The following is a 13,862-nucleotide window of genomic DNA, read 5'->3' on the forward strand; positions in this document are numbered from 1 at the left end:
GTATGTTAGGCTATCAGCCAGGCATCATCCATGCTGCAGAGGAGGACTCCCTTGTTCAGGAATGGGTAGTGCATGCAGGTATCTACTAACATGCCAGCAGAGGCTCATTGTAAGAGGATTGTGGAATAAATGTCCGTAGTTTATATGTCTTTTTCTGATATCCGTCCATCAAAATAAATCACAAGCTGTCCGAGAATAGTGCCCTGTAAATGTCAATAAAAATTTAGGCCAGTTACCGGAGTAAAATTAGGCCACCAATTCATAAAAAATCAGCCTACATCTGTCTGCTTTGAAAGAGCCTGCTTAAACCTGTAGCTTTCCCCATTAATGTTCAGTATATGAGCATTATGGGTCAGGCGGTCAAGCAAGGCAGCTGTCATTTGTTCATCACCTAACACCTCCGTCCATTTTGGAAATTCTAAGTTTGTAGTTATTATCAGGCTGCCTCTCTCATATCGGGAAGAGCAAAACTGGAAGAGTAATTCAGCCCCGACTTTGCTGAAAGGCACATAGCCTAACTCATCAAGAATTACTAAATGCGGGGCCAGCCATTGTTTTTCAAGCTTGTTGAGGCGATATTCCTGCTGTGCTGCAAGCAATTCGTTAATCAAACCGGCTGCCGTGTAGAATTTAACTCTCATGCCCTGCCGACATGCCTCATAACCGAGTGCAGTCGCAATATGGGTTTTACCAACCCCGGAGTTGCCTATCAACAGGACATTTTCTCTTCTTCGTATATATTCCCCCTGCATAAGTTTCAGTACTCGCGGCTTGTTTAGAGATGGTATAGCGAGAAAGTCAAAGCTTTCAATCGTTTTAATTACTGGAAAGCCAGCTTGCCGGATTCCTCTCTGGATTCGATTGTTTTCCCGCTGATGTACTTCCTGCTCAAGTACGCACAGTAGGTATTCTTCATAATCCAGATTGTTGTCTGCGGCTTCTCTTGCCAGGGATTCATAGGTTTTTGCAGCCTGGGGCATTTTCAGCTTTTTCAAGTAAGCTTCGATCAGCATTTTATTGACCGGCATTATTGTCCACCTCCTGACATGAGCGCGCTATATTTACTAAGATCAGGGGGCATTACAACAACCTCGGGGATACTCAGAAGCCTGTCCTTGCTGACTGGGGCCATCTTAGGGCTGCCTGAAACCAGTAGCTGCCCCAATATGTTCAATACACCGTCATAGCTGTATACGTTGTATACTATAGCTATTTCAACAGCTTCTGTCACTAGTGCCGGAGGATAATCCCTGTGCAGCATAAGTATCTTTACAAACTCTCTGTTGCCCTTCTGACTTCTGGCATTTAAGCTTCGGCGATACTGTTCATAAATGGGTGCCAGGGTTTGGGGCTTATATACTTTTGTGTTGCCTAATGCGCGGGATTTTTGCAGCAGTAGTTCCAGATAGTGATCCAGCTTTATTTGTTCCTGGTATCGTCCGTATATTCTTGGGTGGCTCGCTATTATTGTTCCTTTGCATAGTATCTTCACTTCATCCGCAGTAGCTTTAACGGTGACTTTCTCTCCCACATATATCGTGGGAACAGAGTATCGGTTAGTCTCAAACTGCACCATCGAATAGCGATTTACCTTTGCCTCCTTATACCTTGCTCCATCAAACCTTATCGCCGGCAATGGCCTTAATGCAGCTCTTTCAGCCTCCCATTTCGGATTCTTTTCCAGAAGCTTAACACATTCTTTATGCAGATATTCATTCAATTCCTCAAAGGAATCAACCTCAGGGTAGGGAACAAAAAACCTTCGGACAGCCTCTTTACCTGCATTTTCTACACCGCCTTTATCGCTCCCTTTTGCTGGCCGACAAAAGGTGGATTCATAAAGGTAATGAGTTCGTAAGGCGATGAATTGCTCCTGTTCTTCTCTGTTGCTGCCTTCAAGTATTTTCTTCGTAGAAACCGCCCGAGCCTCTCAATTTCATTACAAATACATGTGCCTTGGTTTCCTTGCCCTTAAGATAGAAATATGCTTCTGTCCAGTCTACTTCTGCATAGGTTCCCAGTTCGAATTCCAATGGCAAAAAAGCTTCTCTTTGCTTTCTGTACTCTTTTCTTAGGTAATCCGAAACGGTATTGTACCCGCCTGTAAAACCTTCTGCTTTAAGTATCTCAAATATTTTTGTTCCTGTGTGACGTTGTTTACGGTGTCTGGTTCTATCCTCTTCTATTATCTGCTTGATCATTGGTATGTACGGACCCAGCACCGGATGCTTTCTCTCTTTTGTCAACTTGTACTTAGGCGGTTTTGGTTCTTCCAGGGAGATATATTTTGAGATTGTATCCCTGTGTATTCCAGTCCTGCGGTTAATTTCCCTAATACTTAGGCCTTCCATAAAGTACATTTTTCTGATATCCTCTAATTGTGCCATCTTAATCATATCCTTTCCTCCTGTACGATGATGATGTCAACATAATCATACAGGAAAATTTGATTAAGGTGGCCTATTTTTTTACCGGTATGTGGTACAATTTTAGAGTAGCATTAACAGTGCCCCAACCTTGAATCCGGCCAGACCATTTTTAGTAATTTCTCGTACAGCCAGGTAGAGGTCCTTAATTAGGGCGTCATCGGAGGATATGCTGATTTTGTCTTTGTAACTTTGCAAAGCTGTCGATTGACATTAACATGCAGTTATTGAACACTCTTCCATAACAGCCAGTTTCCCTAAATTGGATATGATTCTTCACTTCCTTGGATATCGTAGTTGGATCATTTCCAAGCTCGCGAGCTATGCTTTTGAATGATTTCCTGCTGATTAACCTTTGCTCGATTATGTTCCTTTCTTTCTGAGTCAAATGTTTGAAGCCATGCATATGTGTACCCCCTTCAGAGGCACCACCATATATATCATAGCTTTTTGAGAGACAATATTCCAGCTTTCACAAGAAAATGAAACAGTGTGATCTTTGCAAAAGTAACTTCCACCTTTCTCATTTCTAGTGATTTGCAAAACTAAATTCCACTGTCTATGAATTTGGGGTCGAAATTACTTTTTCAATTAAACTTGGTATAAATTGTATGATTTATGAGACCCCAAATATTGTAACTTATAATTTTGTTTGATATAATAATAAATCCAATATTATCCATGATATAGTAATTGAATTAAGAATAATAAAATCCGCTCTAGTGTTTTCTTCAGCAAGCTTTATTATTAAATAATTACTGATCGCGAAATCAAGAATGGTCGGTTAAGTTATGGAAGTTGGTATCAGTAAATTTACAACATCCAAAATGAGCAGAAATAGGAATGCAACTCTTATTGCGCTACTCTCTGTTTTATCAATACTAGCGGTATGACATAGGAGATATTATTGGAGTTGTTTCATAGGAAAGAAGCATGAAGGATAAAATACTTCAATTATAAGTAAGGGGTATAATAATATGATAAATTCTAAGATCAACACAAGCAGTAATGAAATATGGAAGAATGCTGATAATTATGAAGATTGGGAAACTTCAAGGCCTTTGCTGTTCCGTGAAGATATGAGGGATACATTCTTTCGGTGGTTTAGAATTAAGCCATCTGACAATGTGCTTGATGGTGGCTGTGCAACCGGAGTGCTGACTCGCTTTATTGCGAAAGGCCTGGATACTGGCACAATTACCGGATTTGATATTAGTTCCAACTTTGTGGAATACGGCAACAAAAAAATTGCTGAGGAAGGGTTAACTAATAAAACAAAGATTGTACTCAATGACGGTTTTGCATTATCCTTTGCCGACAACTCCTTTGATGTAGCGGTTAACCATACATATCTTGGGGTGTTATCCGATCCGATGGCCGGACTTAAGGAGTTAATCAGAGTGTGTAAAAAGGGCGGCTTCGTTTCTGCTTCTGTTTCTGCAAGAAACTTTCCTAGGATTGTTTGGGACGGTGATTGCCCTTTTGAAGGAAATGCAAGATTGAACGAGTTGATTGCCAAGTATGAAGCTGCATACAGTAAAATTACAACGACTACTGTATTGAAGCAGGATAGCTATTGGAATGCCATGCGTTACCCAAAGATGTTCGCAAAATGCGGTTTGGTGGACATAACAATCCATCCATATGCCTCAGGATTTTCATATAATGATAGTTACTGGTCGGATGATTTTAAAGTATATAAAATCAAATCGGGTATAGGTCGCGAAATAGAAATATTGGAAAAGCAACGAAAAAATCCGCTTTATGCAGAAAATGGCTTTACGAATGCCGAATTTGATGAATTGATTGATTTATATCGGAAAAAGCAAACTCATTTGCTGAGCAATATCCATAACATCGAGAACTGGGATTGGGAAGCAAGTGTGCATTACATAGTGACAGGCAAAAAACCGTAATATATTAGCTGCAAAAGACGGAAGCTGCAGCATCAGTAAACAGGATACTATTAAAGAAAAGCGTAACATATTAGCTTTAAAGAGTCGGTGATAATATGCAGAACATAAAAGACTATAATTCTTTCAAGAAAATTGAGCCTGTAAATAAAGGCTGGTCAAAGGATAAAAAGTACTATATCGAAACTGTGGATGGTAGGAGACTTCTCCTTCGTGTTGCAGACATATCCGAATATGAAAGAAAAAAGGCCGAATTTGAAATGATGAAACAGGTTGCATCTTTGGGTGTCCCAATATCACAGCCTTTGGATTTTGGTATTTGTGATAATGGAAAGAGTGTTTACTCGATCTTCACATGGTGCGATGGCGAAGATGCTGAGACAGCCTTGCCGTGTTTAACTGAAACCGGGCAGTATGTGCTTGGAATGAAATCCGGTGAAATATTAAAGCTGATACATTCTATCCCTGCCCCAAAAGAGCAGGAAGAATGGAGTATTCGATTTAACCGCAAAATAAATAGTATTATTGAGAGATATAAGGCTTGTAAAATAAAGTTTTATGGCGATGATAAAATCATTGGCTATATTGAAAATAACCGGCATTTGCTTTCCGGAAGACCACAGTGCTATCAGCATGGTGATTATCATGTGGGCAATATGATTATCTCGTCGGATAACATGCTTTCAATCATTGATTTCAATCGTCAGGATTTCGGTGACCCCTGGGAAGAATTCAACCGGATTGTGTGGAGTGCGAAGGCCAGTCCGCATTTTGCCACGGGACAGCTCAGAGGTTATTTTGGTGGTGAGCCTCCCATGGAATTCTTCAAGCTTCTGGCCCTTTACGTTTCCAGCAACACCCTTTCGTCAATTTTTTGGGCCGTACCTTTTGGGGAAGAAGAAATCGCTACTATGATAAATCAGGCACAGAATGTGCTCTCCTGGTTTGACAACATGAGCAATCCTGTGCCTACCTGGTATTTGAAAGACTTTTATGTTCAGTATATAGACGATATTCCCTATATGTTGAAAGCGCCTTTTGATATGTCCTTTATCCGGAAGTACGGTAAAGTATTCAAGGTTTACGATGATCAGGACTCCGGTAATATTTGCTTTGGAGTACAAAATGGCGTTAATCGATATTTCATCAAATTTGCAGGTGCACCTACAGTACGGTATAAGGGGATGCCTGAAGATGCCATAACACGTCTGAAAGCCACTGTGCCGGTATATCAGGATTTGGCTCATCCCAATCTGGTAAAATTAATAAAAGCTGAAGAAGTTGGTGGTGGTTTTGCGGCAATATTTGAATGGGCAGACGGTGAATGCATGGGTAGGCAATACCCTCTCTCAAGGCAGAAGTTCCTGCAAATGCCAAACAGCACAAAACTCGATGTATTTGATGCTATATTGTCTTTTCATACCCATGTTATCGACAAAAGCTACGTAGCAATTGACTTTTATGATGGCAGCATTATGTATGACTTTTCTGCAAAGAAAACCTTTATATGCGATATTGATTTTTATTCGAAAGCCCCTTACAGCAACAACATGGGCAGAATGTGGGGTAGCTCCCGGTTCATGTCACCGGAGGAGTTTGAGCTTGGTGCCACGATTGATGAGATAACTAATGTGTATCTCATGGGAGCTACAGCCTTTGCATTGTTTGCTGGCTTTGACAGAACACCTGAAAAGTGGCAGCTAAGTAAAGAGTTATACAAGGTGGCATTAAAAGCTGTCAGCAGTGAGCGTAGCCAGCGGCAGCAATCCATACGCCAATTTATTGAAGAATGGAACGAAGCGAGGAAGCAACTATCATTATATAGAGGTTAAAACAAGTCCTGTTATCCACCCTGGCTGAATAAAAGATAATATAAGGATTATATGGATGGTGAGATGTTGAAACATATGCTGTGGTGTATCTATGTTGTGAGAGATTCCATTATCTGAACTGCTTTCTTTTCGTTTTCATATGCGGATTTTAATAATGATGCAATCCTCGCTCTGACCTCGGGTGATGTTGCATCCTCGTTTGTCTTAATTCTAAATGCTTCCATCCAGGCATTAAAGACAGCTTTGTATAATTCAGACAGTTCAGTCATTTTAACTTTTTCAAAATATTTGTAGACATATTCTTTCAAAGCTGCATATGTACCAAGAAAATATTCAGCATTCCATGACGCAGCAATTTCGGGATTATCGTCAAATACCCTGATTAATGCAGGATAAGCATCAAGACCCTTTGCGTTGTCACACCATTCTCCGCCTTTCAGGTGATTTACCGCCAGTTTCATCGTATCTTGTAAAATATCTTCCTTTGCTTTATCTGAAGTGCCTTTTATGGTCAGAACCGAAAGAATAGGAAGCTCACGTTTACCCAAGACATCATAGGGCATTTGAACATAATTATATTCGGGGCTCGTCGGATCGGCTTTATCTGCGTTGATTGGCAAGGTGTAAAACATCTGCATGGCATCATCATAGCCAGTGATAAGACCCCATTCCGGAACGCCAATGTCCCATGATACAGCGGGAATACCCCTGTCAATAGAAGATTTGATAATGCTTATTGCTTCGCGCTGTTTTTCCTTTTCGATATGCTCCTGGCCCCAATATCGCCCGGCATAATCACAGAGCAGGCCTCCGTTTTCCACCCACGGCTTTTGGCCCTCAAAGTCCCATATGCTGGTTGCTGATGGACATAGGTCTGCACTGACCCACATGCGGAAACCAAAGCCGCTGGTTGCAATAATATCTTCGGCATACTGAGACCATGGACTGTTTTTTACTGCGCAGGCCAATGATTTGGCAAAAGAAAACAGATAACCGGTCGCATCCTGTATACCGTCCCAAGAAATTTTAAGCTGTTTTTTCATTATTCTCCCTCCAATTGTATATAGTTAGTGTAAAGTTAATTACACTCTGTTTATATTGAAGTATGCTATTTGTCAAGGGTTTCAAGGATTTTTTGAAATAAAAAACAATGACCCCCTCTTTTCTGGTATAATTGAGTTTCTCAGTCCACAAAATCCAGAAAGGAAAGTGTCATTGTGAACTCAATTATATCAGTTTTGATAGCATACAATCAATTTTTATTTTTTCAAATCCAGCAATTGCTGGTCTTTATTGCGAAAAACATACCGTTAAAGTTTCCCAAGTACGATACTACAAGCCCCAAGTACAATAAACTTACTGTTGACAAGCTGCCAGTCATCAAGAAGGTTGAGCCTCTGAACTACATACTTTTGCTGGAGGAATACCACGCCAAGCATGGCAAGAGCCTCAAGCCGGTTAACTCCCGTGGGAAGAATCCTGTTCCTCCTGATTGCGTCTGCCCTTACTGTGGAGCTCCTCATACCTACCTCTACGATAATACCGGCGGTCGCGGGCAACTATTGTGTAAAGTCTGTAACAACAGATTTGCCAAAGGAAAGACTGATTTCAAGCCAATTACGCTCATATGCCCCTATTGCGGTCATACCCTGACTAAAAAGAAGGACCGAAAGCATTTCAACATCCACAAGTGTGTCAACAAGAACTGTTCCTTCTACCTGGATGCCCTTAGGAAGCTGTCTCCGGAAGATCTTGCCGAATACCAGCAAGACAAGCATAAATTCAAACTCCACTACATTTACCGGGAATTCACCATCGACTACTTCAAGATGGATTTGTCTTCCCTGCCCAAAGGCGCTACCAATCTTTCTTTCAGGAATTTCTCCTCTCACATCATGGGGCTTTGTCTTACATACCATGTCAATCTGGGTCTTTCTACCCGAGTCACTGCCAGAGCCCTCTGGGAAGTACATGGTGTCAAAATCTCTCATGCCACGGTAGCTAACTACGCCAAGACTGCTGCAGCCCTAGTGAAGCCTTTTGTTGATAATTACGATTACAAACCCACCAACTACCTGGCTGCCGATGAAACCTACACAAAAGTCAAAGGTGTTCGTCACTATGTCTGGTTTGTCATGGATGCCCTTAAGAAGTCTATCCTTGGTTATCAGATATCAAACACCCGTGATGTGGGGCCTTGTATCCTTGCTATGCGTATGGCATTTTCAAAGTTCAAGGAGTTCCCATGTAAAGCACTCAAGTTTGCTGCTGACGGTTATACAGCCTACAAGCTTGCACAACAGCAATTCATGTTACAGGGTATGGACTTTAACCTTATCCAGGTAATCGGCCTTACCAATGATGATCCTGTCTCCGAGGAATACCGCTGGCTGAAACAGATCATTGAGCGTCTTAATAGAACATTCAAGTTCTCCTATCAGGTCACCAACGGCTACGGCAGCGGAGAAGGCTCAAATACCCATATCGCTCTCTTTGTTGCCTACTACAATTTCCTTCGCCCCCATCCCTACACTTACTGGCAGCCTTTAAACTCCATTCCAGAGCTCGAATCTATCCCCAATATGCCGGCTAAGTGGCAGAAGCTGATTGAATTGTCTCAGCAACTCATTTTATCGAAACAGGCAGGTTAGTAGCGTTTATGCCGCGAAAGCCTCTTGATAATGAGCACATGGCATGTTAGGCTGTCCGCCAGGCATCATCCATCATGCAAAGCCCTGCTCCCTGTTCAGCATGGGGGATGTCCCTGATGCCATCAAACATGACATGGGAGGCTCATTGTCAAGGGGACCGTGGAATAAATTCGGAAATTTAGGTACATTCTTCACTTTTCAATGTGCATTTGTTCGTTGATAGTGTTTTCCCAATTTTTCATAGATTACTTTACACTATCGGTATATAAATTTTCTCGCTGAATGTGCGAGATTCTTCGATATACGTTTCAAACTCGTAGCCGGCTGCGCGTCTGTAGCCGCTGTTTGGCAGCCAAATGCTGTTTATATAATCCCATGTGCGATGAATGGCATTTACAAAATCATAATGTGAAGTCTTGGGAGTTGAGAAAACGTAAGCGGTAAATAATACCCACATTTAAATGCAAACAGGCTTATGAGATAATCTCTCCAGAAAATATACTGGAGGTATAACTTTATGACCAAAGCAGATCTTTATCAAAAATGGGCATCCATAATTGCAGAGTACAAATCCAGCGGACAGACGCAAACTTCATTTTGCAAATCCGCGGGGATAAGTCTTCGTCAGTTAAGCTACTGGTTGAGAAAAGAAAGACAAAACGGAATCATACAATCAGAATCTCCCAAATGGATTCCGGTAGAAGTAGATCATAAAGAGCATACAGGCAAAGGCCAATCAATCGAAATCAAATTTGGCCCAGCTGAAGTTCAAGTCAAACCAGGCTTTGACCAGAAGCATCTGTTGGATGTGCTAATGGTGCTGAGGGAATTATGCTGAGCATAGCCGGCACCGACAAGGTCTACCTTGCCTGTGGAAGTACCGACATGCGTAAGTCTATCGATGGCCTGGCTGCCATCGTCCAGCAAAGCTTCGCATTAGACCCCTTCTCGTCTTGTCTATTTGTGTTCTGCAATAAAAAACGTGATAAGCTTAAAATCCTCCAATGGGAACATAATGGTTTCTGGCTATATTACCGGAGGCTTGAAAAAGGCAAATTCCAATGGCCTAAAGAAAGTTGCGGCACTCCAATGAAGGTTGGTGTCCGTGAACTGGGTTGGCTGCTGGATGGACTATCCTTGGAGCAGAAGCAGGCACACAAAAAAGTGACAGTAAGTGCAGTAATATGAATACTTTCAAGACAAAAATATTTATATTTTTTATCATTTTCCTGGAAAAAACCGTAGAAAAATGATATAATAAAATTATGGAAAACACAGTGAAATCAACGGTTACAATAGAAAAACTCCAAACAGAAATTGAAATATTGAAGCAGGAAAAAGCCGAGCTTGAAGCAAAACTCAAATGGTTTGAAGAACAATTCCGGCTGCATCAGCATAAGCTTTTTGGGCGTTCAAGTGAAAAGACGGAAGTCCCTGAACAGCTAAATCTTTTCAACGAGGCGGAATCAGAAGCCAAGCCTGCAGTTCCCGAACCAACATTAGAGGAAATTACATATAAACGTCGTAAAAAGCAGGGGCACAGAGAAGAAATGCTTAAAGACATTCCTGTAGAGACCATAGAGTATCGCTTGCCTGAAGAAGAGCAGGTTTGTGATTGCTGTGGCGGCAAACTGCATGAAATGAGCAAGGAAGTAAGGCGGGAAATAGAAATTATTCCGGCTCAGGTGCGTGTAAAGGAACATGTGCAGTATGTATATGGCTGCCGTAATTGCGAGAAGAATGAAATATCTACACCGATAGTAACAGCCCCAATGCCAAAGCCGGCACTTCCTGGAAGCCTGGCTTCGGCATCCGCCATAGCTCATGTAATGACGGAGAAATTTGTAAAAGGGCTTCCTCTTTATCGTCAAGAGCAGGACTGGGAGAGGATGGGGATTGAAATATCCAGGCAAACCATGGCGAACTGGATGATACAAAGCTCCGACAGGTGGCTGCGGCCGATATATGAACGAATGCGGGAACACTTGCAGCAAAGGGACATCCTCCATTCCGATGATACTACCCTCCAAGTACTCAAGGAACCCGGGCGAGCCGCAGATTCAACCTCCTACATGTGGCTATACCGGACCGGCCGGGAAGGGCCTCCGATTATTCTTTATGACTACCAAACTACCAGGGCTGGCAAACATCCTAAAAAATTTCTTGAAGGATTCAAAGGTTACCTTCATACGGATGGGTATGATGGTTATAGTGGCATGCCCGGAATCATCCAGGTTGGTTGCTGGGCACATGCAAGGCGTTATTTTGTCGACGCCTTAAAAGCCATGCCTCCAAAAAAAGATGACAAGCCCACAGTAACAGAAGAAGGTTTGGCATTTTGCAATAACTTGTTTGAGATAGAAAAAATGCTTCATGATGTTACACCGGAAGAAAGATATGAGGGCCGATTGAAACACAGCCGACCAGTGCTTGATAAATTCAAGGAATGGCTCAAATACTGGAGTCCAAGAGTAACTCCCAAAAGTTCATTAGGAAAAGCAATCCAATACTGCCGGAACCAGTGGGACAAGCTGGAGGCCTTTATGCTGGACGGCAGGCTAGAGATTGATAACAACCGAAGTGAACGGTCGATAAAGCCTTTTGTAATCGGGAGGAAGAATTGGCTGTTTAGCAACACGCCTAAAGGAGCCAATGCCAGCGCAACAATTTACAGTATTGTGGAGACGGCAAAAGAGAATGGGTTGAACCCGTTTGAATATCTTACTTATCTCTTTGAACGTCTACCGAATATAAATATCAAGGATCAACATGCATTAGACACCTTGTTGCCATGGTCAGCAAATCTTCCGGGTCATTGCAAAGTGCCCAATAAATAATATATATTATGCCCCTGCTAAATCAAAGGTGGGGGCTATTTGACGCTTACGAGAAAACAGCATATAAGCCGCCTTGAATCAAAAGCTCCACCGTTCCTTCGGTATCACCATGGGCATTATCTTTTCGTATGCCGATAAAATAGTCAAGCTTATTTTCCTGTTCGTTCCATGCACTTATACCATAATCCTCGCAAACTTTTCCGCCTGAGAGCTTTTTAGACCATTTACGGCTGTTGTATTTATTCCAGAAGTTCGGCGTATAGATTTCATCGCTTTTATAAGCTGTCACCACAAAAGGATCAAGGTATATAAATTCCGGCGATATTTCAAAGGGAGGTGTTTCAAAACTAATAGCTTCGTATAACTTCAGACTGTTCAAAGCAGATTTATATTCGGTCGGCAAGATATGGTGCTCTGAGAAAAATGCCCTGGTGAAATTTTCCTTTGAATTGAAGCCGTATTCAAAGGCTATCTCAGAAATCGGTACATCCTGCCGCATGTGCTTGATAATCTCTGTAAGTCTGCGTTTTCTTATATAATCAGCCGGCGTTAAACCAGTTGCCTCCTTGAATACACGGATAAAGTGGTAATTGGAATACCGGATACACGGGCACAATCAGCTAGCGTAATTTCGTTTTTAAGATTGCTTTCAATATAATCTATCGCCCGCATAACATGGGTTTTATAATCCATAATCTTCCTCCCTGTTTCAGAATATAACATACTATAGCGGTAAATAATTGATAAAAATTGCGGGATTTTACATTTATTATATCGTTCAATCAGATGTATTTCCATGCCTGAGGGTATTAACAGATGATGAAAAATGGGTAAACCAATGCAGGCATCGCTGTTTTAAAGGGATCAATAAGCTGCTTTATGATTTTCTATAATAAAAAAATGAAGATATTTTATGCAAGTAATTTTTCAAGGGGTGCGGACAGAGTTTAATTACGAAACCAATTTTACTGATATGAATCAAAGATTATTTATATTGATAACGTATAACTCTGAATTTATAATTATAAATGACTTGAAGAAATCAGCCTTGTATCTGGTTTTACTAAGAATGCGAATATTCGTTATTCTATGATGGTATGCTTGTCAGACAGCAATAGAGATGTTCCGCAAATAACACAAAGATGAAATTGGATAGCTGAAAAATTTACCTATAAAAAACTGCTAACAATCTGCAGAAGTCATGGAAGGGTTGATAAAGTGAAAGCAAAAACTATTACCAGTTCCAGTAAATTACCAGCCAATATGAAAGAAAGAAGAAGTCATAGAAGCCGTTTTTTGCATAATATTATTAAATACCGTTGGCAATATTCTATGATTCTTCCAGGCATCATAATGATAATATTGTTTAACTACATGCCGATGGTAGGACTTCAGATAGCTTTTAAATCATATACCGTGGGCAATACTATCTGGAATGCTCCATGGGTTGGATTCAAAAATTTCTGGTTTCTGACTGATTCGGAATTTTGGCGCATTGTAGGAAATACATTATCTATTACTGTACTCAGATTTATCACTTCACTTCCGGCACCTATAATATTAGCATTGCTTATATCTGAGGTGAAACGTGAATGGTTTAAGCGTACTGTTCAAACAGTCAGTTATCTTCCTCATTTTGTATCATGGATAGTTGTTGCGTATATTATTGATGCATTTTTATCACCTAATGGAGGAATCGTCAATCAGATAATTCAATTCTTTGGTAAAGATCCAATATTTTTCATGGGTGAAATCGAGTGGTTTAGACCGATAGTGGTAATTAGCGCAATTTGGAAAGAAACCGGATGGAACAGCATAATATATCTTGCGGCAATTGCCTCTATTAACCCGGAATTGTATGAATCTGCAAAAATAGAGGGAGCTGGTAAGCTGGCGCAGCTTCGGTATATTACTCTTCCTTGTTTGATACCTACGATAATGCTGCTTTTCACCCTCTCCATACCGAGCATTTTATCCGCCGGAACGGATCAGATTTATCCGCTTATGAATAATGCAAATCTTGAAGTATCCATGGTTCTTGATACTTATATATTGATAAACGGTTTGCAGCAAGGCTATTATAGCATGGCATCAGCTGTGGGATTGTTGTCTTCTACAATTGGACTGATATTGGTGTTATGTTCCAATAAACTCGCCAAAATCATTAGCGGCGAAGGCTTATGGTAGAAAAGGGGGAGTGAAG

The 13,862-nt window shown here is 41.2% G+C and carries 11 protein-coding genes and 2 pseudogenes; 7 read left to right on the forward strand and 6 right to left on the reverse strand.

The features are described 5' to 3' along the window. Nucleotides 1-269 precede the first annotated feature (269 nt). From istB to CDO33_RS06365, 3 genes and pseudogenes are all read right to left on the reverse strand, one after another. Nucleotides 270-1,028 carry an IS21-like element ISCth9 family helper ATPase IstB gene (gene istB, locus CDO33_RS06355; RefSeq protein WP_103083050.1) on the reverse strand — a complete coding sequence of 253 codons (759 nt, stop codon included), beginning with the start codon at nt 1,026-1,028 and terminating at the stop codon, nt 270-272. Next, nucleotides 1,028-2,396, reverse strand: a pseudogene (locus CDO33_RS06360) (IS21/IS408/IS1162 family transposase). Before CDO33_RS06360 ends, istB begins: the two are co-directional and overlap by 1 nt. A gap of 250 nt (nt 2,397-2,646) precedes the next feature. Beyond that, nucleotides 2,647-2,832, reverse strand: a pseudogene (locus CDO33_RS06365) (helix-turn-helix domain-containing protein); the annotation flags it as partial. 571 nt (nt 2,833-3,403) lie between these two features. Here CDO33_RS06365 and CDO33_RS06370 point away from each other — a divergent pair. Next, entirely contained in the window at nt 3,404-4,342 is a 939-nt protein-coding gene (locus CDO33_RS06370; RefSeq protein ID WP_103083052.1) for a class I SAM-dependent methyltransferase, read from the forward strand. Between the two features lie 95 nt (nt 4,343-4,437). After that, complete coding sequence (locus CDO33_RS21235) at nt 4,438-6,171, forward strand: phosphotransferase family protein (protein WP_103083053.1); 1,734 nt, start codon at nt 4,438-4,440, stop codon at nt 6,169-6,171. A gap of 89 nt (nt 6,172-6,260) precedes the next feature. On the opposite strand, the gene CDO33_RS06380 is transcribed toward CDO33_RS21235, so the two are convergent. Next, complete coding sequence (locus tag CDO33_RS06380; protein ID WP_103083054.1) at nt 6,261-7,214, reverse strand: hypothetical protein; 954 nt, start codon at nt 7,212-7,214, stop codon at nt 6,261-6,263. 237 nt (nt 7,215-7,451) lie between these two features. Here CDO33_RS06380 and CDO33_RS06385 point away from each other — a divergent pair, with 237 nt between their 5' ends. After that, on the forward strand, nt 7,452-8,822 hold the full coding sequence (locus CDO33_RS06385; protein ID WP_242973349.1) for a DDE-type integrase/transposase/recombinase: 1,371 nt from the start codon (nt 7,452-7,454) through the stop codon (nt 8,820-8,822). A gap of 250 nt (nt 8,823-9,072) precedes the next feature. On the opposite strand, the gene CDO33_RS06390 is transcribed toward CDO33_RS06385, so the two are convergent. Then, nucleotides 9,073-9,279, reverse strand: coding sequence for a GyrI-like domain-containing protein (locus CDO33_RS06390; protein ID WP_103083056.1), 207 nt, complete (start codon nt 9,277-9,279; stop codon nt 9,073-9,075). Nucleotides 9,280-9,339: 60 nt separating this feature from the next. On the opposite strand from CDO33_RS06390, the gene tnpA reads away from it, so the two are divergent. The 3 genes from tnpA to tnpC all read left to right on the forward strand — a co-directional run bounded on the left by tnpA (nt 9,340) and on the right by tnpC (nt 11,659). After that, the gene (tnpA, locus tag CDO33_RS06395) at nt 9,340-9,660 is read left to right on the forward strand and encodes an IS66 family insertion sequence element accessory protein TnpA (RefSeq protein WP_028992632.1); all 321 of its coding nucleotides are present in this window, start codon (nt 9,340-9,342) and stop codon (nt 9,658-9,660) included. After that, the gene (tnpB, locus tag CDO33_RS06400) at nt 9,654-10,010 is read left to right on the forward strand and encodes an IS66 family insertion sequence element accessory protein TnpB (protein ID WP_028992631.1); all 357 of its coding nucleotides are present in this window, start codon (nt 9,654-9,656) and stop codon (nt 10,008-10,010) included. Before tnpA ends, tnpB begins: the two co-directional genes overlap by 7 nt. Nucleotides 10,011-10,087: 77 nt before the next feature. Beyond that, nucleotides 10,088-11,659, forward strand: coding sequence for an IS66 family transposase (gene tnpC, locus CDO33_RS06405; protein WP_103089411.1), 1,572 nt, complete (start codon nt 10,088-10,090; stop codon nt 11,657-11,659). A gap of 46 nt (nt 11,660-11,705) precedes the next feature. On the opposite strand, the gene CDO33_RS06410 is transcribed toward tnpC, so the two are convergent. Continuing rightward, entirely contained in the window at nt 11,706-12,275 is a 570-nt protein-coding gene (locus CDO33_RS06410; RefSeq protein WP_103083241.1) for a helix-turn-helix domain-containing protein, read from the reverse strand. A gap of 602 nt (nt 12,276-12,877) precedes the next feature. On the opposite strand from CDO33_RS06410, the gene CDO33_RS06420 reads away from it, so the two are divergent. Continuing rightward, nucleotides 12,878-13,846 (forward strand): ABC transporter permease, encoded by a 969-nt coding sequence (locus CDO33_RS06420; RefSeq protein WP_202849545.1) that lies wholly within the window; start codon nt 12,878-12,880, stop codon nt 13,844-13,846. The last annotated feature ends 16 nt before the right edge of the window (nt 13,847-13,862 follow it).

This window comes from Clostridium thermosuccinogenes, from assembly GCF_002896855.1.
GTDB lineage: Bacteria > Bacillota > Clostridia > Acetivibrionales > DSM-5807 > Pseudoclostridium > Pseudoclostridium thermosuccinogenes.